This is a genomic window from Paenibacillus sp. 01T424, assembly GCF_056398745.1.
Window position 1 is genome coordinate 1 of record NZ_JBFTPZ010000004.1, and the last position, 20,257, is coordinate 20,257.

23 protein-coding genes are annotated in these 20,257 nt (G+C 43.0%); 5 read left to right on the top strand and 18 right to left on the bottom strand.

What is annotated here, in order from left to right:
- Positions 1 to 173 (bottom strand): helix-turn-helix domain-containing protein (locus tag AC1DPK_RS04565; protein WP_477509601.1); only part of this gene is annotated, 173 nt, incomplete at its 3' end.
- Positions 174 to 670: 497 nt separating this feature from the next.
- Here AC1DPK_RS04565 and AC1DPK_RS04570 point away from each other — a divergent pair.
- From AC1DPK_RS04570 to AC1DPK_RS04580, 3 genes are all read left to right on the top strand, one after another.
- Positions 671 to 940 carry a GNAT family N-acetyltransferase gene (locus AC1DPK_RS04570; RefSeq protein ID WP_477509469.1) on the top strand — a complete coding sequence of 90 codons (270 nt, stop codon included), beginning with the start codon at positions 671 to 673 and terminating at the stop codon, positions 938 to 940.
- Positions 941 to 1,057: 117 nt separating this feature from the next.
- A complete protein-coding gene (locus AC1DPK_RS04575) occupies positions 1,058 to 1,531 on the top strand; it encodes a GNAT family N-acetyltransferase (protein ID WP_477509470.1) in 474 nt (157 codons plus the stop codon).
- 161 nt (positions 1,532 to 1,692) lie between these two features.
- Entirely contained in the window at positions 1,693 to 2,298 is a 606-nt protein-coding gene (locus tag AC1DPK_RS04580; RefSeq protein WP_477509471.1) for a YdcF family protein, read from the top strand.
- 151 nt (positions 2,299 to 2,449) lie between these two features.
- On the opposite strand, the gene AC1DPK_RS04585 is transcribed toward AC1DPK_RS04580, so the two are convergent.
- Both AC1DPK_RS04585 and AC1DPK_RS04590 read right to left on the bottom strand, forming a co-directional pair.
- A complete protein-coding gene (locus AC1DPK_RS04585; protein WP_477509472.1) occupies positions 2,450 to 2,890 on the bottom strand; it encodes a hypothetical protein in 441 nt (146 codons plus the stop codon).
- A 45-nt stretch (positions 2,891 to 2,935) separates the two neighbouring features.
- Positions 2,936 to 3,445 (bottom strand): N-acetyltransferase family protein, encoded by a 510-nt coding sequence (locus AC1DPK_RS04590; protein ID WP_477509473.1) that lies wholly within the window; start codon positions 3,443 to 3,445, stop codon positions 2,936 to 2,938.
- 236 nt (positions 3,446 to 3,681) lie between these two features.
- Here AC1DPK_RS04590 and AC1DPK_RS04595 point away from each other — a divergent pair, with 236 nt between their 5' ends.
- Together AC1DPK_RS04595 and AC1DPK_RS04600 are read left to right on the top strand one after the other, a co-directional pair.
- The gene (locus tag AC1DPK_RS04595) at positions 3,682 to 4,002 is read left to right on the top strand and encodes a heavy metal-binding domain-containing protein (protein ID WP_076266362.1); all 321 of its coding nucleotides are present in this window, start codon (positions 3,682 to 3,684) and stop codon (positions 4,000 to 4,002) included.
- A 14-nt stretch (positions 4,003 to 4,016) separates the two neighbouring features.
- Positions 4,017 to 4,244, top strand: coding sequence for a hypothetical protein (locus tag AC1DPK_RS04600; protein ID WP_477509474.1), 228 nt, complete (start codon positions 4,017 to 4,019; stop codon positions 4,242 to 4,244).
- 86 nt (positions 4,245 to 4,330) lie between these two features.
- Here the strand turns inward: AC1DPK_RS04600 and AC1DPK_RS04605 are convergent, their stop codons facing one another.
- The 15 genes from AC1DPK_RS04605 to AC1DPK_RS04675 all read right to left on the bottom strand — a co-directional run bounded on the left by AC1DPK_RS04605 (position 4,331) and on the right by AC1DPK_RS04675 (position 20,135).
- The gene (locus AC1DPK_RS04605) at positions 4,331 to 6,571 is read right to left on the bottom strand and encodes an FAD-dependent oxidoreductase (RefSeq protein ID WP_477509475.1); all 2,241 of its coding nucleotides are present in this window, start codon (positions 6,569 to 6,571) and stop codon (positions 4,331 to 4,333) included.
- Positions 6,572 to 6,600: 29 nt separating this feature from the next.
- Complete coding sequence (locus tag AC1DPK_RS04610) at positions 6,601 to 7,428, bottom strand: carbohydrate ABC transporter permease (protein ID WP_076266365.1); 828 nt, start codon at positions 7,426 to 7,428, stop codon at positions 6,601 to 6,603.
- A 15-nt stretch (positions 7,429 to 7,443) separates the two neighbouring features.
- Entirely contained in the window at positions 7,444 to 8,328 is an 885-nt protein-coding gene (locus tag AC1DPK_RS04615; RefSeq protein ID WP_339205520.1) for a carbohydrate ABC transporter permease, read from the bottom strand.
- A gap of 79 nt (positions 8,329 to 8,407) precedes the next feature.
- On the bottom strand, positions 8,408 to 9,724 hold the full coding sequence (locus AC1DPK_RS04620; protein ID WP_441874592.1) for an ABC transporter substrate-binding protein: 1,317 nt from the start codon (positions 9,722 to 9,724) through the stop codon (positions 8,408 to 8,410).
- A gap of 105 nt (positions 9,725 to 9,829) precedes the next feature.
- The gene (locus AC1DPK_RS04625; RefSeq protein ID WP_477509476.1) at positions 9,830 to 10,591 is read right to left on the bottom strand and encodes a response regulator transcription factor; all 762 of its coding nucleotides are present in this window, start codon (positions 10,589 to 10,591) and stop codon (positions 9,830 to 9,832) included.
- Positions 10,569 to 12,374 carry a sensor histidine kinase gene (locus AC1DPK_RS04630; RefSeq protein WP_477509477.1) on the bottom strand — a complete coding sequence of 602 codons (1,806 nt, stop codon included), beginning with the start codon at positions 12,372 to 12,374 and terminating at the stop codon, positions 10,569 to 10,571. The genes AC1DPK_RS04625 and AC1DPK_RS04630 overlap by 23 nt, the downstream gene beginning before the upstream one ends.
- A 283-nt stretch (positions 12,375 to 12,657) precedes the next feature.
- On the bottom strand, positions 12,658 to 12,948 hold the full coding sequence (locus AC1DPK_RS04635; RefSeq protein ID WP_477509478.1) for a GNAT family N-acetyltransferase: 291 nt from the start codon (positions 12,946 to 12,948) through the stop codon (positions 12,658 to 12,660).
- 132 nt (positions 12,949 to 13,080) lie between these two features.
- Positions 13,081 to 13,737 carry an ATP-binding protein gene (locus tag AC1DPK_RS04640; protein ID WP_477509479.1) on the bottom strand — a complete coding sequence of 219 codons (657 nt, stop codon included), beginning with the start codon at positions 13,735 to 13,737 and terminating at the stop codon, positions 13,081 to 13,083.
- Positions 13,734 to 14,411: a hypothetical protein gene (locus AC1DPK_RS04645; protein ID WP_477509480.1), complete on the bottom strand. Its 678-nt coding sequence runs from the start codon at positions 14,409 to 14,411 to the stop codon at positions 13,734 to 13,736. The genes AC1DPK_RS04640 and AC1DPK_RS04645 overlap by 4 nt, the downstream gene beginning before the upstream one ends.
- Positions 14,412 to 14,438: 27 nt before the next feature.
- On the bottom strand, positions 14,439 to 14,612 hold the full coding sequence (locus AC1DPK_RS04650; RefSeq protein ID WP_179089745.1) for a hypothetical protein: 174 nt from the start codon (positions 14,610 to 14,612) through the stop codon (positions 14,439 to 14,441).
- Positions 14,613 to 14,639: 27 nt separating this feature from the next.
- Positions 14,640 to 15,098: a hypothetical protein gene (locus AC1DPK_RS04655; RefSeq protein ID WP_477509481.1), complete on the bottom strand. Its 459-nt coding sequence runs from the start codon at positions 15,096 to 15,098 to the stop codon at positions 14,640 to 14,642.
- A 362-nt stretch (positions 15,099 to 15,460) separates the two neighbouring features.
- Positions 15,461 to 15,913, bottom strand: coding sequence for an NUDIX domain-containing protein (locus AC1DPK_RS04660; RefSeq protein ID WP_477509482.1), 453 nt, complete (start codon positions 15,911 to 15,913; stop codon positions 15,461 to 15,463).
- A gap of 18 nt (positions 15,914 to 15,931) precedes the next feature.
- Positions 15,932 to 17,329, bottom strand: coding sequence for a UDP-N-acetylmuramoyl-tripeptide--D-alanyl-D-alanine ligase (locus tag AC1DPK_RS04665; protein ID WP_477509483.1), 1,398 nt, complete (start codon positions 17,327 to 17,329; stop codon positions 15,932 to 15,934).
- A 138-nt stretch (positions 17,330 to 17,467) separates the two neighbouring features.
- Positions 17,468 to 19,471 carry a GTP-binding protein gene (locus tag AC1DPK_RS04670; protein WP_477509484.1) on the bottom strand — a complete coding sequence of 668 codons (2,004 nt, stop codon included), beginning with the start codon at positions 19,469 to 19,471 and terminating at the stop codon, positions 17,468 to 17,470.
- 130 nt (positions 19,472 to 19,601) lie between these two features.
- Positions 19,602 to 20,135: a YceI family protein gene (locus tag AC1DPK_RS04675; RefSeq protein WP_441874582.1), complete on the bottom strand. Its 534-nt coding sequence runs from the start codon at positions 20,133 to 20,135 to the stop codon at positions 19,602 to 19,604.
- Positions 20,136 to 20,257 lie beyond the last annotated feature (122 nt).

Here is a 20,257-nt window from a genome sequence, read left to right on the forward strand (position 1 = left end):
TCAGTTAACTCTTCTTCGGTCTTTTTACGTCCACGTCCATCCTGCAGCGCATCTTGCCCGCCGTCTTGGTATTTCTTCACCCACTGATATACCTGTTGGTAGGAAACCTGATGTTGCTCCGCAGTCTTCCCATAGTCATCGTTATTTGTCAGGCAATATTGAACAATCTCTATCCGTTCTTAGGTAATCCAACACCGCTATAGGTAGCGGCCATAAGGCCTAGTTCACCACTTTCAATCTCTCCGATAATAGTAGGTTTCTCTAATACGGAATATATAACTTTAGACATGAAAATGCTCCCCTCATAGCAACAGGTTTTTTATTATTTCACCTGTCTACTATTTGGGGAGCATATCAGCTAATGAGTAGGATTAATTAGCTTTAATTGTTCTTTACCAATGAATTATTACTTCTTTGTGGTATTATTTGTTAGTTAATACATGTCTGAGAGAGTTTATACAAATAAATGATTAAGCACAAATATCCTATTGGGGAGACCTATGACTGATATAACTTTAGACAATATCAAGATTACAGTAGACTCAAATGACACTGATTACAATCAGGTATGTAATAATTTATATGAGTACAATGTTCGTGCGACAAATGGGTTACTAAAAAAGCCAGGCAAAATATTAATTTATATCTAAAAGATAAATCAGGCAAAGTCGTGGGCGGTTTATTTTGTGAAACCTGGTCTTACGGTTTGTATATTGATGTATTTTGGATAGCTAATGAATACAGAAACAAAGGATATGGAAAAATCATGATAGCAGAAGCTGAGCGGCTAGAGAAAGAACTTGGCTGTATATTTGCTCATACTTCCACATTCACGTATCAATCGCCGGAATTTTATAAGCGTATGGGTTATGAGATTTTTGCCGTTAATGATGAATACCCAGAAGATATAAAACAATTTTTCTTTAAGAAGAAATTATAGTATAAATATTTTTCAAGAGGAACGATAGACTAGCGTATTGCAATCCTGGAAATTCGCTCCGCTAACGGGCAGATTAGTGGGCGTTTATCAGTATTTTGTCGAGAAGGAGGTAATTTTATGACTGATCACGTGGTTCAGTTACGACCTATAACTAAAGACAACGAAACTGAGTGCATCAATTTAAAGCCCCAAAAGAAGCAGGAGGATCTGGTAGCTCCCAATGCAGATTCCATTATACACGCTACGAAAGAACCAACATCCAAGCCTTTTGGTATTTATACTGACGATACAATGGTTGGTTTCCTGCTCTTTGACAATGAAATTTATAAGGACGGGTACTATTGGATACTGCGATTCATGGTCGATGCACGTTTCCAAAAGAAAGGCTACGGATCGTTGGCAATAAGAGAGGTCATCAAGATACTATCCGCCAGGCCTGATTGTAAGCAAATTAGGGTTAATCATGTACCACATAACACCGCCGCGAATCGTTTATATAAAAGTCTCGGCTTTCAAGAGACTGGTGAAATGGAAGACGGGGAAATTGTACTTAGTTATTGTGTCAAACGAGACATCGGTGATGATCATTAAGCTATCGGGTAACGATAGTGGTATAAAGACACGGCGGCAGCCGATCAAATGATGATCAGCTGCCGTTTTCTCAACTAGCTGGATTTATCGTTAATAACTCAAACAGATGATATAATTGAAAAATGGGATTTCATGGGACAATGGAAAGGAAGGGACGTTTTTTGTTTACCAATCATGTTGGAACTACAGCATCGTTGAAATATCCGTTTGATTGTCTTACAGATTTGATATTTGTCACTGAAGAAGAGATTATACCAGCGGATATTATCCTGGTTCCTGGTGGCAGTCACACTAAACCAATGAAGATTGCATCGGAGTTATTCCATTCRGGGATGGCAAATTACATATTACCTTCAGGTGGCTATAATGTAAAAATCGAAAAAACAGAATGGGAATTTCAAAAGGAGATTGGTATATCTTTAGGTGTTCCGGAAGATCGAATACTTAAAGAAGATCAAGCGAAAAACACATTCGAAAATGCAAGAAATTCCTGGAATGTTATCATGGAGCAGCAGATTGAAGTAAGACGTGCGATATTAGTTTGCAAGTCCTTTTTCTCAAGGAGGGCACTGATGACTTATCAAACCGTATTCCCTCCGAACGTAACCTTCCAAGTTAAGCAAGATGATTTACGTTATAACAAAGAAAACTGGTTTCTTGATGAAGTTGGAATAAAAACAGTTCTCACTGAAGCAAAAAAAGTCACGAAATATTTTGGACATCACATTCCTAATTGGGTCCATCAGAAGGAACAGGTATTAAGCTAAAGGGGACTCGATAGTTTAATCATGAAGGGCAGACCAGAATTTGGTCTGCCGCTTTGTCATTTAACAGTTCATTTCATAGGGCTTTTTTCATTGTCTACAATATTGGGGCTGGACCATATCCTATGGTGGGCTGTTTTATATGCATTCTAACCTATTTCTTCGTCAGAGCTTTTAACTCCTCGATCGCCATCGTGATGTGTTCCTCTCCCAATGTCGTTTCTGCTCCGTAAAAAAACAATACATTGGCTACATGGTGGGAACGATAAGACGCCAAATCCGCCGCTGCCCAGCTATTAGCAAAATCCTCTAAGCCTTTTTTAGCCTCTTTGCTTGATGAATAAATATAAATACTAATACTTTGACTCGTATTATAGTTGAATTGCTCCGGTTTTATATCGTTATAGGCTCTAGAAAATACAGCACCCGGGTTTATATCGGTTTTTGCGGTTAACGGGATGCCATGGCTTTCAAATACACTCTTTATTTGATCCAATGTTATCGTTTCTTCGTTTCTTTTGTTCGAACCGCCGCCATAAGCACAGCCTGTAACGACTAAACAAATCATACAAACGATCATAACCATTTTCCTCATAACATCGCCCCTTTGACTGCTATGACGTGTAAATAAGGAAATAAGTTACAGGAGCTCATCCCAGCCAAGCCCTAATTCGGTAACGGTATCATTGCCTATTTGGATATCTTTTTTCGTAAAGGCCTTCGCCCCTAATCGATAATAAAAGTTGATTGCACTATTTTTCTCCAGCACCCATACCATTAATGTTTGATAATTATGTATTCTCAAATGATCGACCACAGCGGAAAACAGTGCTTTTCCGAACCCGAGCCCCTGGTACTCCTCCAGCAAGTATATGGAGTAAAGCTCTCCGTCGTAGTCGTATTGCTCACTCCTGCACTTCCCACCGTTTGCGAATCCTACTATCGTACCTTCATCATTTTCAATAACGTAAATCACTTCATCAGGGTTCGAGCGATTAAATACCCATAACCAATTTTTAATACGACTTTCGATGCTAAGCTTGGTCAAATAATCATCCGAGATTATCCCTTTGTAGGTGGATTTCCAGCTCTCTACGTGGACATGAGCGATATCAGGTACATCGTCAATCGTCGCCAGTCGAATCCGCATATGATCCTCTTTTCTTATCGCGCAAAATACACTTTATAAATCGGTTTGCCATGCCTAACAACATAAATCATAGTACTAGCCTCTCATTTTATATATATTTCCATTGGATATTATTGGAATGAGTGATACTATGATTTTAGTTGATATGACTTCTATATCGCAAGAAGAATGTAATAATGATTTTGTTATGATAAGCATGTTATGTTCAGTACATAATTAGAATGGGAGGAACCAAAATGTTAGTTGTCACTACAGAAAATATTCCTGGTTATCATATTGATAAAGTATTAGGCCACACGTTTGGTGTAGTAGTAAGAAGCCGCGGCCTTGGAGGAAATATTACAGCCTCTGTGCGAAGTATATTCGGTGGAGAAATTAAAGAATATACTGAAATGATTGAAGATGCCCGTAAGGTCGCTATAGACCGTATGATTCAAAATGCACATGCCATGGGAGCAAATGCAATCGTGATGATGCGATTTGACTCTGGTGAAATCGGACAAACGATGTCTGAAATCGTCGCTTATGGTACTGCAGTTGTGGCTGAGAAAAATTAGCGATGCCCTATTTCATGAGCATTTACTTCGCCCTTCAATTGTTGGTTATTATTATCGCTATTATTAGTACGTTTATATATCGCCGTAGGCGGCTAAAGCAACGCACGCTTCAGCCTCCAGCTGGTTTCCAGATAACGAATGAAATATTTATTGATCCGACAACGGGCGTTCAGCAGCAAGTATGGTTTAACCCTAGTACTGGAGAAAGATTTTATGAAAGAACAGATAACAATAAAAAATAAGCTAATTCACGGTGGTTAAAGCTGCCTTGAATTAGCTTATTTTTTTAAAATTCAATTAGAGTCCTGCTAAGCGCACCACAGCATGACTACTCATAAGCCCGTATTTCAACAACTTCAGCATAAGGGCATCCATTTGTAGCTTCAATTACAACGCGGATCTTATTGGTACGGATAGGCTCCAGCTGATGCGTCCGTTTACGTTTTCTATTATCCGTCTCACGCAGCAATACCTTCCATTGCTCATCGACAAAAGCCTCAATTCGATAATCCTTCACCAGCTCAGGAATAACTTCAAATGGCGTTCTATGATGGTGCAGGTTGATTAGATCCTCATTCACATCATCATTGAAGGTAATATGAATATTGGATATGAAAACAGAGGAATCCCACTCAAGAGAAAGCCACTCTGGCTTATTGCTCTCCATTCGATTAGAAACCCATGTATGAGGACCGCCATAAGGTCTTGTATAGCCATCAATAGCAGATACCGCTTCGTATGCTGTAGTCTCAGGGAATGCCTTGAAGCAGAAAGGTGTTCTGTGCAGCCCTTTCATTTGCCAAGCCATGGTCTGCTGCGTATCCGAGTAACTAGAGAAATCAGCGGATGAATCGATCTTGTTCTCGAAGCACAACACACCGTAAAGCGGCGTTTCAGACGTATACAATTGCAGCTCCGGGTTCGACTGAATGACAACGAATAAATTGATCGCTTCTTCCGCCTTATAATCAAGCGCAAAATCAACCCACTGCTTCGTTCCCTGTGTTACTTTCACGGTATGCTTGGAGATAAGTCCCATTGGAATATAGTTTTCTTTTTTTCCAGTAGAATGTATTTCAATCGTCATTTCTGTATTCGCCAAAGCATCAACAAGCAAAGACAGCTTATTTAGCTCCGAAGTGACCGGGAACGTTATTCCGACCGGATTCAGTAAAGAATAAACCTTAGACGCATCATCTATATGCACGTTTCTCATCGTACTCGAAGCAGCTGCTTTGGCGCTTCTCCCCAAATCGCCGGCATCCTCATTGCGAATACCAATAATGGAAGCATCTTGTCTAAGGAGTGTTTGCTGCAGCTCTGCAAGATGAGACTGACTTAGCTCTCTTGGTGTAATTCCCTTCATAGCAGAGATGGCAGCTCCCGTCCCGGCCGCTTCTCCCATTACCGCACAAGTAGCCATTACTCTAGTCGTGCCAAAAGCAACATGTGTCGCACTAACATTTCTGCCGGCGAACAATAAATTATTAACGTTGCTGGAATACAGCGAACGGAACGGAATATGGTACGTACCATCTGCATGGAAGTGTTTGGAGCCGCTCTCTTCCGCATACATTCCCTTTGGTGGATGCAAATCGATGGACCAGCCACCGAACGCTACTCGATCCTCAAATTGCTCCTGCGCCACGATATCATTCTGATTGAGGATATAATCACCAACAAATCTCCTGTATTCCCGTTTGCCTGGAAGAGATCCTACCCATTCCAGAGTCATATTATCCGCTTCAAATTTCCCTGAGTTTTTAATATAATCCCAGATGCCATAAATAACGGACCACAGCTCATCCCGTATTCTCTCATTCTCATGAACGGTATCCAGCTCCCCGCCCCATTCAATCCACCAGTAGTGGCAGCCCGAATCTCCGCTTCGCATTACCCGGCGTACCGGTATGGAGGTTTGGGAAATATCCTTGGCAAAGCTTGGCGGGATATATTTGACTGGTTGGCCTGCATCCTTTGTATAAAATAAAATCGTGCTTCCGAGCGTGATGTCATCCGCAACTTCAGGAGCCCAATCCTCCTTAAATTCATGATGCGCTTCCCGTCCAATTCGAAACTTTGCTCCTGCTAGAAAACCGACCAGACCGTCCCCGGTGCAATCTAAAAACATTTTGCTCTCGAAGCGAATTTTGCGTTCAGATCCCATCATCCAGCCTGTCACGGAATGAATCTGACGATCCACCTCTGAGCCTGTTGCTTCAACCTCATGTACATCTGTGTTGAGGAACAGCTCGATGTTTTTCTCCGCTTTAACGGCCTCTAATACGATCAGATCCCAAAGATAAGGATTGCCATCAGGATTGCGATACTGATTTTCTACGAACAATTCACCCATAATACCCGTTTCTCTGGCATAACGATTCACGCCATGCCCTGTAGCACCGCATACCCAAACGCGCACCTCGCTGCTGGAGTTGCCGCCCAAGACAGGTCGGTTCTGTACCAAGGATACGGTCTGTCCTAGTCTTGCCGCAGCAATGGCAGCGCAAACGCCGGCGAGCCCGCCACCAATGACGGTTACTTCTGTCTTTATAATTTCAGATCTCATATCATAACGCTCCTTTTCTTTGTGAGTGATCAGCCCTTAACGGCAGAGCCCGATATGCCCTGAATAATATATTTTTGACCGATGATAAAAATTAGGATCATAGGGACAATCGCAGCGGTTGCCGCAGCCATCATGCCGTTGTAATCGACGTTATTTTCCAAAATAAAATTTTGCAAGCCAAGCGGGATCGTATATAAATTGGGGCTGGATAAAAATACGAGCGCGTTCTCAAAGTCATTCCAGTGCCACGAGAAGTCGATAATCGTAAAGGTAGCTAGTGCCGGCTTCGCTAAAGGCAGAACAAGCTTAAAGAAAATGCGAAAATGACCAGCACCGTCTATAAAAGCAGATTCCGTAATTTCCTTTGGAATGCTCATAAAAAATTGTCTTAGCATAAACACGCCAAAAATCGAGAACAAGCCCGGCAATATAAGCGCCCAATGCGTATTGTATATATGCATCCAGTTAAACATGATGAACTTCGGAACAAAAATAACCTGTGGCGGTATCATCATCATGGACAAGTAGACGAGAAACATGGCATTCCTGCCTCTAAACTCGATTCTCGCAAAACCATAAGCAGCGAAAGCGGATAGAAACACTGCGCCGACTGTGCTAATAATGGAGATTTTAAGTGAATTCAAATAATAGGTGATGAAGTTATAGTCACCTGTCCAAATTCGTTCATGGCTTCTCCAATCAAGCTTAGAGGGCAGCCATCTTGTAAATACTTCACTTGGACTCTGCAGGGACGTGCTGACCATCCATAGAAACGGAAGTATCATGAACACGCCGCAAATGAGCATGAGTACAGTTAACGGCATCTTGGTTTTGACAGAGCTGACTAGATTGTTCATTGAAAACTCCCCTTTCTAATAGTGGACCCAGCGCTTCTGGCTAATCCATTGAATAACGGTTATCCCCATAATAATAGCGAACAAGAACCATGATATCGCTGAAGCATAGCCCATTTCATAATAGCTGAAGGCTGTTTTGTAAATGTATAGCGACAAGATCGTCGTGCTTCCGCTCGGACCGCCCTGTGTAATCGCTTGAATGATGGAGAAGGATTTCATCGTCATGATTAAGCCCGTAATGAGCAGCATAAAGGTAGTCGGACTAACAAGCGGCCATACAATTCGCCACGTGACAGTCCGGCTCTTCGCGCCGTCTATCTTCGCTGCTTCCAGCAGTTCAGGCGACACTTCTTGAAGCGCAGCAAGATAAATAATCATGTTGTAGCCTAACAAGAACCAGATCTGTATGATGTCAATCGCATACATCGCAGTCTCGGTATCAGCGAACCAGCCTGGCGGCGATACAATGCCAATCCAGCGAAGTATTTCATTGATCGGCCCTTGAGAGGGTTGAAACAAGAGCATCCAAACGAATGCAACAGCTACCCCGCTAGAAATATAGGGAAGAAAAAACATCCCCCGCAGCAGCCCTTTCAGATATACATTCTTATTCAGAACGAGAGCGACGACAAAGGATAGTCCAAGCGATACTGGAACAGAAAGAAGGAATATCGCCGTATTCTTAATCGCATTATAAAACTGATCATCCTGAAACATTCGCTTTATATTGTCCATTCCCGTGAACGAGACATTTGGATTCGAAAATTGATAATCGGTAAAAATCAGTCCAAAGGAAAATAACGCAGGTACGACAAAAAACAATAATACGCCCAACATATTCGGAAGAATAAACACATAACCCAACCAGCTTTGCTTGCGCATCCAGCTCGTTTTACTCATAACAACCCGCCTTTCTTCGTTCACCCGTAAAAAAAAGTAAGAAGGACAAGGCTGCTCCTTCTTACTTTCTTTACGCAGCTTATTTCTTGATGAATTCGTTGTGCCGCTCTGCCATATTTTTCAACGTCGTGTCGATATCTTGCTTATTGAGGAAGTACTTCTCATATTCTTCTTTGCGCGCATCGATCACTTGCTGAGGCACGTTAAGCTGGAATGATTCGAATTTGCCGAATACCACTTTGTTAAGAGAATCCCGATCATAATTTTCTTCATACCCTTTTAGGAGCAAATCAATCGCTTCCGTGCTGTCTACACTTTTGGATGACGGAATACGTCCGCCCGGAGCCATTGGCAGCATTCCGCCATCAGCGTACCATTTCACAAATTCCCAAGCCGCTTCTTGATTTTTGGATTTCGCGTTAACCGAAATCACGTCGCCCAATCCGCCTGGATATTTGAAGTTGGTTTGATCCTTGGAGATACGCGGAATTGGTGCAAAAGCAATTTTGAAATCATGCGGGAAATCGACTAGATTGTTCGCATTACGGAATATAAATTCACCAGCTGTCAGCATCGCTGTCTCGCCTTTTAGGAACATCGTATCCACCGGCATCTTGCTGGTCAGCTGCTCGCCATATTCCGGAGTTGATTTATCCTTGAACATCATGTTGTGCAAAATTTCAAACCCTTGTTTCCAATAAGCATTATCGAAGTTGGATGTGCCGTCTGCTTTCACGTACCCGTCTCCACCGATCGTGCCGTCGAATTGCGTAGTAAATGCAGCATCATGCTGGAGCAAGCCCCATACATTAGGTTGTTTCAATTTCAGTGCATATTCCTGTAAATCAGACCATGTCCAATCTAGCGGAGGAATAGGCAAACCTGCCGCATCAAGCATATCTTTGTTCAACCAGATGAACGCCATGTTTTTCTTTGTAGGCATGCCGTAATACTTGTCATTAATCATCCATTGCTTAGCTTCAGGACCCATTTGCTCATCAATGTTGTAATCCGTCTTTGCGCTCATATCTACGGCTACACCTGCATCTATTCTCTTTTGAAGGCGAGAGAGGGTGTAGTTTATATAAATATCTGCATCTTGCCCGGCAAGCAAAGCAGTATCCAGCTTTAAGTTGCCCGCATCATCATTAACGAACCGAACATATTCCACTTGTACATTTGGATTCTCGGCATTCCATGCGTCAACAACTGCTTGAGGTCCCGCTTCAGGAGGCACGCCGCCCCATAGCGTAAGCTTAATCTTTTTGGTTGTTGTGGCGCCGCTGTTTGTTGGTGTCCCCGAAACATTATTTTTGTTGTTCCCACCGCATCCAGCGATCAGAACCATGACAAGAATAAGAGAAAGAGCACTGATCAACATTCTGTTTCTTTTCATTTCTTTGCCCCCTACAAACTTGTTTAATTGCTTAGTTAAATCTTATCACCGGGCATTTCGCGGGGTAAGGAACGATATTTGGCGATTCATGATACATTCTTTGGATCATTTATTTTGCTCTTTGCGATATTCACTTGGCGTCATGCCGCACCATCGTTTAAATATTTTAATAAAATAGTTGTCATTCTCGAATCCTACTTGCCTTGCAATCTCGCCTATTGATTGGCTTGTTTCCTCAAGCAGCATCTTTGCTGCCTCGATTCGGCGGTTCTGTACATAGTGAATAAAGGTTTGGCTCGTTTTTTTCTTAAACAAATCACTCACATAGCTTGCATCCATAGAGATGAGCTCAGCTGCACGTTTTAATGTGATTTCCTCAGCGTAATGCTCCTCAATATGGCGGATAATTTTATTCATCTCAGGATGATCCGTAGGTTCAGACGTATTCTTCTTAGGAAACCACTTGGCTGCTTTCCTTAATTGCTCTCGCTGCTCTAATTCAAGGGTTACCTTCTCTAGTGCCTGCGTCAACCCGCTCACATCCATTGAAAGCTTAAGTAAATAGCTGGACGCTCCGAACTCCAGCGACTGCCTTGCATACTCGAACTCATTCATACAGGTAAGCATAACGAATCGGCAATCAAGCCCTTCTTTCCTGACAGATTTCAGCAGCTCTACTCCATCCATCATGGGCATATCAATATCGGAAATGACCACGTCCGGCCGCAATTCTCGAATCACCTGCAACGCTTCCTCGCCGTCATTAGCAGTGGCTATAATTTCAAAAGGAAGATTAGCTTTGCTCATCAGCTTGCTGAGACTCGCTCTTGCATGCTGTTCATCATCAACGATCAATACGGTCCACATCGCTGTCAGTCTCCTTTAAATAGGGTTTCGATAATAATAGAGGGAGATGCATCATAACCTTTGTTCCCTCTTCTGATGAGGCAAGGGACAAGCCCGTACTCTGATTTTTGAAAAGAAGCTCCAAGCTTTCTCGAATATTTTGAATACCGATGCTTTTCCGCTTACGGAACACCTTCTTCTCTTTGGCACGTTCTACCCCTACTCCATTGTCCGCCACTTCAAGATACAAAAGATCATGTCTCGCCTCTGCTTTGATTTCAATTCGGCCGTCACTCCGTCTCCCTCCAAACCCATGTATAATGGCGTTTTCTACCAAAGGCTGAAGACAGAATTTCGGAACCAGTGCAAAGTTTAGCTCGTCACTTAGCTCATAGCTGACTGTAATATGCCCACCGAAGCGAGCGCTTTGTATGCGCATATAGGAATCGATAAGCGCAATCTCATCTTTCAGCAATATAAGGTCGACCTCTACATTCAATGTCGTCTCTAATATTTTTCCGAGCGAAACACAAATTTCATAAATGTCATCCTCATCCTTCTCAAGCGCTATGCTTTTAATAACATTAAGCGTATTCAAAAGAAAATGCGGGTTCATTTGAGATAAGAGAACCTGAAAGCGGACGATCTGCCTCTGACGTTCCTCTAATTGAAGCCGTTCCATTAAGCCATTTATATCGTCAATCATGGTATTGAAGCTTCGCGTGAGTGCAAGAATTTCACCTCGCCCTTGTTCTGGCAGCTTTACTTTGAGGTTAGTCTTGACCGATATCTCCATCTTTCGCTGCAGCGTTTTTAGAGGAACAGTAATCGTTGAAGAAATAAAATAGGTCATCATGACAAACACAAGCGTAATCAACCCGAAGATGGCGAAAAAGCGTTTTTTCAACGTTTCCACTTCTTCAAACAGCAAGGACAAGGGTACTTTTTTCACAATAAATCCATTTAACTGAGCAATATGGCTGAACGTATACAATACCTTCTCATCTTGGCTAACAATGGAAGCGGATGCAGAGGGCTCTTTTACTTCGAGCATCGCTGATAAAATGGCGGGATCAATCGCTTCATCGGCATCGGACTGCACCATTGATTTTCCTCTATGATCCAATAAATAATAAATGCCTTCGCGCTGCCTATCTCTCATCACCTTGTTGAACCATTGCTCATAATCGATGCTGATACGGGCATAGGCGTACTCTTTAAGATTCTCATCGCGGAGCATCTGATAGAGACTAAGCATATTTTGATTGGGTTTAATAACCGGACTCACATAATTGGTATCGCTTGCATTCCAAATGGAGCTTTCCCCTTCATTGGAGGAAAGCATCTTTACCCATGCTTCACTCGTAATCGAGGAGTAATTCAGTGGCTCACGAGGAGCAAAGGAGGTATAGGCATAACCTTGTTTATCTACCAGCGTATAATACACCGTTGCACCAGTCAGGAAGAAGCTGTTCTCAATGCTTGCGAACTTATTCTCCACCAGTTCCTTCCGCGTTAGCGGATCTTTCTGCTCCGGATTTTTCATAACCGAGCGGATGGTGTCATCCTGTTCTAATAGCAGGCCTGTCTTCATAACAAGCCCGAGCACATCCAGGAAAGACTTCTCGATATCGAGAAGCTGATCCTCGTTTTTGGCGGAGGCTTCCTCCTGCAGAACTCTTTCCGTTTCACTGAAATTATAAATAACTAATAAAACGAACGGAGCTAGCACTAGCAGCAAAAAAGCCATCAATATTCTGTTTTTGAACGTTTCTGGAGTTAAGCCTCTAATCCATTTGTTCACGCGATATGCCTCCCAAGTGCTCTCATCTGTTTAAAAATTGATTCGACATACCTCTCAAGATAACGCGAATAGTCCGTAGGAGCAAGCTTGAAAATAAAGCGGATAACTCTCCTTCATCATGACATAAACGAATGGATTGACCTAACTTGCGGTGTTTGCGCCCAGTGAAAAAAAAGAGCCCTTAGGGGCTCCCTCAAATGGCGTGTTGTCGCATACCGTAAATTATCTTCTTGAAAGCACCTTCGTGCTCCGCTTAATTCTGTATTTATAGAGAGTCCTTTTTTTAACGAGGCATTCTATTCATAAAACGTTCCGTGTTCTTCATAAAGCCATACTTTTCGTATAGTCCATGACCATCGAGCGTACCAAGTAGACCCATCATTCCTTCAAATTGCTCGGTTATCACTTCTACTAATTTCTTCCCTAGCCCGGCGCCTCTATATTCCTCATCAATATAAACGTCGTACAGATAATACATAGTCGCAAAGTCCGTCACTACACGAGCAAAACCAACCTGCTTGTCCCCATCATACACGCCAAAGCAGACCGAGTTATTTATAGATTTTTTTATCATTTCTAATGACCTTTTATTCGCCCAATAGCTTCTAGCTAAGAAGCCACAAATGGTGTCAAACTTAAGCATTGATTTATCATCGCTTATTACATACCGGTCATACAATAGCTCCATATTAACACCCAACCTCTCTTATCCTTTTAGAAAACCAGAAGCCTTATGTTCGCGAAGCCAACTGATCATAAAATCAAACAACTCTACAGAATACGTGTGTTCTTGGGGTCTTGAGGGCATTGTCTCTACAATTTGTTGTACATTATTTTCAATCGATACGGATTCAATGAAACTGACCAAACCCGGAATAAATGAATTTAAAGCTTCAAAATAGTGCTTTTGCGGTTCAATAAATGTTAAATTCATTTCAAACCCGCTGCGTCCCCTGGTTGCGTCACCCTCTTTGCGTTTACGCAGCTCAGCCTCATTTATGCTCAATAGGTAATACTTATCTGGAAAGCCAATCTTGCGGGCAAGCAATTGCTTACGGAAATAATCCGTTAGGAACTCAAGCGACTGTCCGCCAAAGAGAGTATACCCAAAAGCCCAGTTGTACCAGAAAGGCTGAAATAGATCGATATCAATAACAACAAAACGATGGTCCTTACTCTTCTCCTGCGCTATTCTGAAGCGATCAAGCTGACGCTCAAAAAACCATTCAGGATACTCGTTTTCTGGGCGTTTCCACAACGTATTCACTTCGGGAATATGATAACCGCCGTATTTTAATGCTAATGCGCTTGAGGTGGTCGTCTTGCCAACTGCACTCGCACCTTCCATATGTATAATTGTCATGATAACACCTTCACATTCCGCTTAACTCTGCGTTTATAGGAAATCCATGAAATGAATAGCGATTCCTCTGCTTTATGGCTTGCAACCTTATCTATGAAGTAAAAATCTTGGGGACCTACCTCTATTTTTGTAATGGGCAGCACCGGCGATTCACTAATCCACTCGTCAAAAGACACGACAGAATGACTAACCATTTTGAACGTATCCTGTGGTAAAATGTACACCATTCCGCTCGTCCAAGGTGCTTTATTTTTAGTCTCGCTAGTGATAGAGAAGAAATAATAGCTCTGAGATGCCTTCACTTTTAAACAAGCATTTCGAAAGTTGCCTACCACTTTACTCCGATCAAAAACCGCATAAAACAACGGCCAAATGCCATCTTTTGTGCCAAATATGGCTTCTACATATTTACCGTTAAAAAGCGTCTGCTTTCTTAACTCGAATTGTTCAATATTTTTATGATTTGACCCGTGCATTATGACTGGTTTTGTCATTGCAATATACTGAACAAAACGGAATTTGGGAAAAGTGCTGGCGTACATTATTTCAGATTTATTGCGGACAGCATCCGAATACAATCTTTCATATTCATTGACCTCGTCCTCTGTGAACTTAAATACAGGGGAGCGATAAAATAGAAGTCCCAGCAGCACTGATACTACCTTGGTTACCATACAATTCCCTCTATTCGGACAGAGCCATTATTTTTTCACACTTCTTATGAAGGTATTGCCCACAACAAGCGTAACGGCGATAACAACAATAATTACTAGAGTATCTTCAGTATCATGCACACGATGGGTTAAATCGAACAGATACCCTAATTCGAAAAACAGGATAACTAACCATATAGCAAAATAATGTTTTGTGCTCATCGTATCAGCCTCTTTTCTCAAAACGAGTTATTTAGTAAAATAATTCTCGCTTTGCTTCCAATTATTTTTCACAAGCATAAAAACGATAATCAACAAAAATAGGCCGCCTATATAAAACAGCACTGTTTTTAAATTAATTGCTTTTCCTTCATATTCGCTCCCATACGCTGCCTTAATGAAAGAACCATCGTCCTGCTTTATCGCAATGGCCTCATTTATCGATATATCCTTGATTGCGTAGTATTCCGTTCCTTTCGGATAAACGTTTGAGAAATTGCCAGAGTACGTTCCTTCTTTGTCTGAATAGGAAGTAACCATACCGATTTTAGAGCCAATCTGTGCGGATTCCACCTGAGTATTTGAAACAATGTAAGACTTGCCTTCGTTCACAACGAAACGATACGCCCAATCCGCATAAGCAGTCCCTAACGCAATAAATGTACTTACCGTGAAAAAAATGCTTATTAAAAACATAAACTTCCTCATTTGGTCTAACCTCCCTGTATTGTATCTTATTATGACGAAAAGATAGAGAGAGAGTTGCATGAGAATCATAATAAACAAATAAGGGGCTGTCTCAGAAGTAGGATTACCTACGCTTGAAACAGACCCTGCTTTGTTTTTTTGAAGGAGCATAAGCATATTTTCTCTATCGCTTACGAACCTAATCACTCTTATTTAAACCATTCGTAATGAATTAAAATTACAACGAACTCCAGAATCGTTATTTTGCGAAAAATAGATCCTAACACCTTACATAACTTACTATAACGTCAATTAGGTTCGTTAAAATGAAACAAACGTAGTTTTTTGCATAATAAGCATAGTACAGTTCGTTAGAGTAAAGATCATGGGTTTTGGGTTGTGAATATGTGAGAGGCAGCTTCTTCCGCATAATTTAATATAAGTATACGTTGGCCATGCCCCTCTAATCGATTTACGACTTGTTTAGCCGTTTCGAAATTAAAGGTGACGCGCCCCGTGGTCTCAAATCCTTCCGGCATCGGAACGCAGCGATGAACCTTCGCGACAACAAATACGGTATACGTATCTGTTTCCGTCCAATACCAGCAGGCAACAGGTATTCTCTCCGGCATCAGCAGCAGTCCGGCTTCCTCCACCGTCTCCCGATCTAGCGCCTCGTCGATGCTCTCGCCCGGTTCAATTCTTCCGCCAACCGTCGTTAGCGTCTGCTCGTTGCGATCCMACACCATCACGATAGAGCCATCCTCGAGCAAAGGAATACTATGTATGCCAGCGATTCTTTTATCCGTCGGAAGCTCATTCACTCTCTTCAACATAAAATCCTCTCCTTCTGCCTATTGCTGCTTATCTTCTAGAAGGTGACAGACCTCTTCTAGCTTCAAACCGCGAGATCCTTTTACTAAAACAACATCATCTTTACTCAGGATTCGCATGCACTCTTCAGTTAAAGCTATTTTTGATGTGAAATGTTTGGCTTCTCCCTCAAAACCATTATCGAGAAGCGTATCCGAAATTATTTTGCTTATATGACCGAAAGTAAACACCGAGTGAATTTTTGATAAATCCACACTCCGGGCTACTTCTTCATGAAACGCTGCCTCGGCATCTCCTAGTTCGAGCATGTCCCCTAATATTAATACTTTTTTATGGAATCCCTCTAAGTTTTGAACCGTTTCAATGGCCGCCTGCATAGAAACAGGACTGGCATTCCAAGCATCGTTAATAATTAAGAAACCTTTGGCCGACCAAATCCGCTCCATTCTCATTCCTGAAATCTCTAAATTGCTCAGCCCTAATTGAATATGTTCTTCATCGATTTTAAAAAGGTTTGCAACAGCAATCGCGGCAATGGCATTGGCCACATTATGGCTACCAAGGAGCGGCAATCGAAATGGCATATGATATTGCTTTAATGTGAATAAGAGATCTGATTGCTTGTGCTCTATATTCAGAGGAAAATAATCGTTGGATGGAGATAGACCGAATCGAATGGTTGCTCCTGTCCACGGAAAGCCTCTCTCCTCCAGTCCCTTAACGAGCAGCGGCTCATCGCCATTAAACAGGAAATTCCCTTCAGAGTTTAGTCCCTCAATTATTTCCAACTTGGCCAAAGCGATTTGTTCTCTAGAACCTAGATTCGACAAGTGAGAAACGCCAATCATTGTAATTATAGCAACATCAGGCTTTGCAATTTCAGACAGAATTTTAATTTCACCTCTGTTGCTCATGCCCATTTCTAAAACAACGATTTCTGTATCATCTCTAACCTCTAATAAAGAGAGCGGAAGTCCGTACTCGCCATTGGGATTTCCACTTGTTTTCTGAACGTTAAACGTTGTACTCAATAAGGTATAGGCCATATCCTTAACCGTTGTTTTGCCATTACTGCCTGTTACAGCAATTACCTTGCAGTTTAATTGGCTTCGATACGCCATGGCGATGTTTTGCAGTGCTTTTAACGTATCTTCTACTATAATAATCGGTAAGCCTTCAGGTGGCGGGATATGATCTGCTTGCCATAAAGAAGCAACTGCCCCCTTTTCAAAAGCCTGCTTAACGTACTTGTGTCCATCGTCGATCCGTACGATTGGAATATACAAATTGCCAGGATGAATCGTTCTTGTATCAATGGATACGCCATGGACCTTTTGATCCAAGAATCCAAACAAGCTATCTTGCAACGCATAACCATCAGACATATTTGTAATTTCTTCAAGGGAACGTATGATCATTAAAATCCTCCCTTTATCAGGTTTACACACTTGTACAGATACCCATATTTTACCTTAAATTAAAATACTTCGCTCGTATTTCCCTTCCGTTCCTAAATATATGCCCTGTGCTATATAAATGAACAAAAACGCTTGCGGCTATGAGCTGGAAAGCGCATTTCGAACAGCTAATATATATTTTGACTGATCCAGCGGGTTGACGCCTCGTCTTACCCGTTCCGCCTTTACATCAGGCGGACATTCGCGATATCCGGCGAAGAAGGTTGCAAGCGCACCTCTGCCCTTGGTAAGCGATCCAAATCTCGCAGGAAACTCAAGCGACGTAGCAACAGGAATGATCCCTTCAATTTCCATTCTCTCCTGCCTGACGACTGGCGTATCAAACTCGCCTCGCATTAGAATGAGCTCGTTCATCAGCTTGCCGCCCGTCTCTTCTGGGGCAGAGAGGCGGAAGGACAGCATCGGCTCCAGCAGCTTTACTCCAATGCGCGACAAACCATCCATAATGCCCATCGGGGTTGCGACTGCAAAATCTAGCGGATGCGTATGCCACACATGATGCTCGCCCTCAATAAGAGTAACCTTTATATCCGTTACTTCCCAGCCAAATAACCCCTGCTGAAGCGCTTCGGGCACACTTCTTGCCACCTCGTTCTGATAGCGGTCAAGCAGCCGCTCTGATCGGACAACGGAGCTAAACGTTATCCCGCTCCCGCGCTCACCAGGCTCAATATGAAACCGCAGAATTGCCCAGCATGGCTTCGGCATCGTATAGGCAATGAAACCCTCGCCTGATTGAGCAGGCGTCTCTTTATAGATAACCGATGGCTGATCGAATTCAGCCTTTAAGCCGTACCGATTGTTCAGCACATGCGTCAGCACCTCAATCTGAATCGGCCCCATGACTTTCAGGTGCAGCTCGCGCTGCTCCTGCAGCCATTGCAAATCGAGCAGCGGATCTTCATCCGCAAGCTCATGCAGCGCCGCAACGACAGCCGGATATTCGGCTTCGTTGCTCCAGCGCACCTGTACCGTCAGCAGCGGAACAGCCATCCGCGTCTCACCGGGAACAAACTCAGCGCTGCCTATAATGTCGCCAATGCGCGCCTGAGTCCAGCCGCAAACCGCTGCAATATCGCCTGCCGCGAGCAGCCCTACATCCTCGGCCTTTTGCCCATCGATTTTGCGAATCTGCGTAATTTTCTCTTCGATCTGCTGCGTCTCATTGCGGACGGAATCACGATTGCGAATCACCCCGCTGTACAGGCGGACATAGGCGATTCTGCCCATCGCTGCATCGCGCTCAATACGGAAGACGACGCCCGACACCGGACCGTCTGAGACGATTTGGGGCGGCGGCAGCAGCGTAATCATTGCTTGCATGAGAGGCTCGATGCCTATCCCACGATTCGATGCGCCAAAAAGAATTGGAAATAATTCACCGCGCTGCGTAAGCGCAGGCAGCAGTTGATTCAGTTCTGCTTTGGGCAGTGTGCCACTGTCTAAATATTGAAGAAGCAACGTTTCATCTTGCTCTGCCACAGCTTCCTCCAACAGTTGCAAATAACGCTGCGCTTCCTCCGTCTCACTCCCTGCTATTCCCGAAACGAGCAGGCTAACTCCACCGCTGAAACTATCCTCGAGACCAAGCGGAGCCTGAACTGGCGCTGCTTGATTGGATAACAAACGCTTAATTTGCTGGATCGTTCCTATTGGATCTGCACCGATTCGGTCCAGCTTGTTCACGTAAATAAGCGTTGGAATGTTTCGTTCGCGCAGCGCATGCCATATGACTTCTGTCTGTGCCTGCACACCCTCAACTGCCGACAGAATAAGCACCGCTCCATCCATGACGCGCAGTGAACGTTCGACCTCAGAGAGAAAATCGACGTGCCCCGGTGTATCGACCAGATTAATCGTTACTCCTTGCCAAGTAAAACGGGTTGCTGCTGCACGTACCGATATGCCTCTTGAGCGTTCCACTTCTAGAAAATCCGTCTGTGACGTGCCTGCATCCACGCTGCCAAGCGAACGAATGCGACCGCTATGGAATAAAATCTGCTCTGTTGTAGTCGTCTTCCCCGCATCAACGTGAGCAAATATTCCGATGTTCCTTATATGTGTTGAAGCATTTGGCTCCATATTGCATATCCCCTTACTCTCACTAGCTGTTCCTTTCCTTATCCTACCGCTGAAAGCGTTTTACAGCAACAAAAAACGACCCACCGGGCAAATGCCCGATGAGCCGTTAATAAATATGCTTCTTAATCCATTAGCCTTGATGAATCGCTTCAATATCAATTGAAATCTTCACTTCGTCGCCAATGAGCACGCCGCCCGTTTCAAGAGCAGCATTATACGTTAAGCCGTAGTCGCTGCGTTTCAGGCTGCCCGTCGCGCTAAAGCCTACTTTATCGTTGCCCCAAGGGTCTTTGCCTGCGCCTTCGAAGCTGACTGCAAATTTCTCGGAACGTGTGACGCCATGAAGGCTCACATCGCCAACAACGGAATATTCGCCGTCGTCTGTTTTTGTGATTGCCGTTGCAGTAAATACAAGCTTCGGAAACTTCTCGATATCAAAAAAATCATTGTTGCGCAAATGTGCGTCACGATCCTTGTTGCGTGTGTCCACGCTATCAAGATCAATCGTAAGCTGGATATCAGCTGAAGTCAGGTCATTCGCATCAGCGGAAATATTGGCTTCAAACGCATGAAAAGTACCTTTTACTTTTGCGATCATCATATGCTTTACCGAGAAATCGATGCTGCTGTGCGTGGAATCAACCGTCCATTGTGATTTTGCCATTTTAAAATTCCTCCAAATAAAATATTAACTTACTTTTTAAAACTTACTAACTTATATTATGTATATTTATATCTTATTGCGTAATCCTATTTATGTCAATTGTATTTACAAAAAAAAGACAC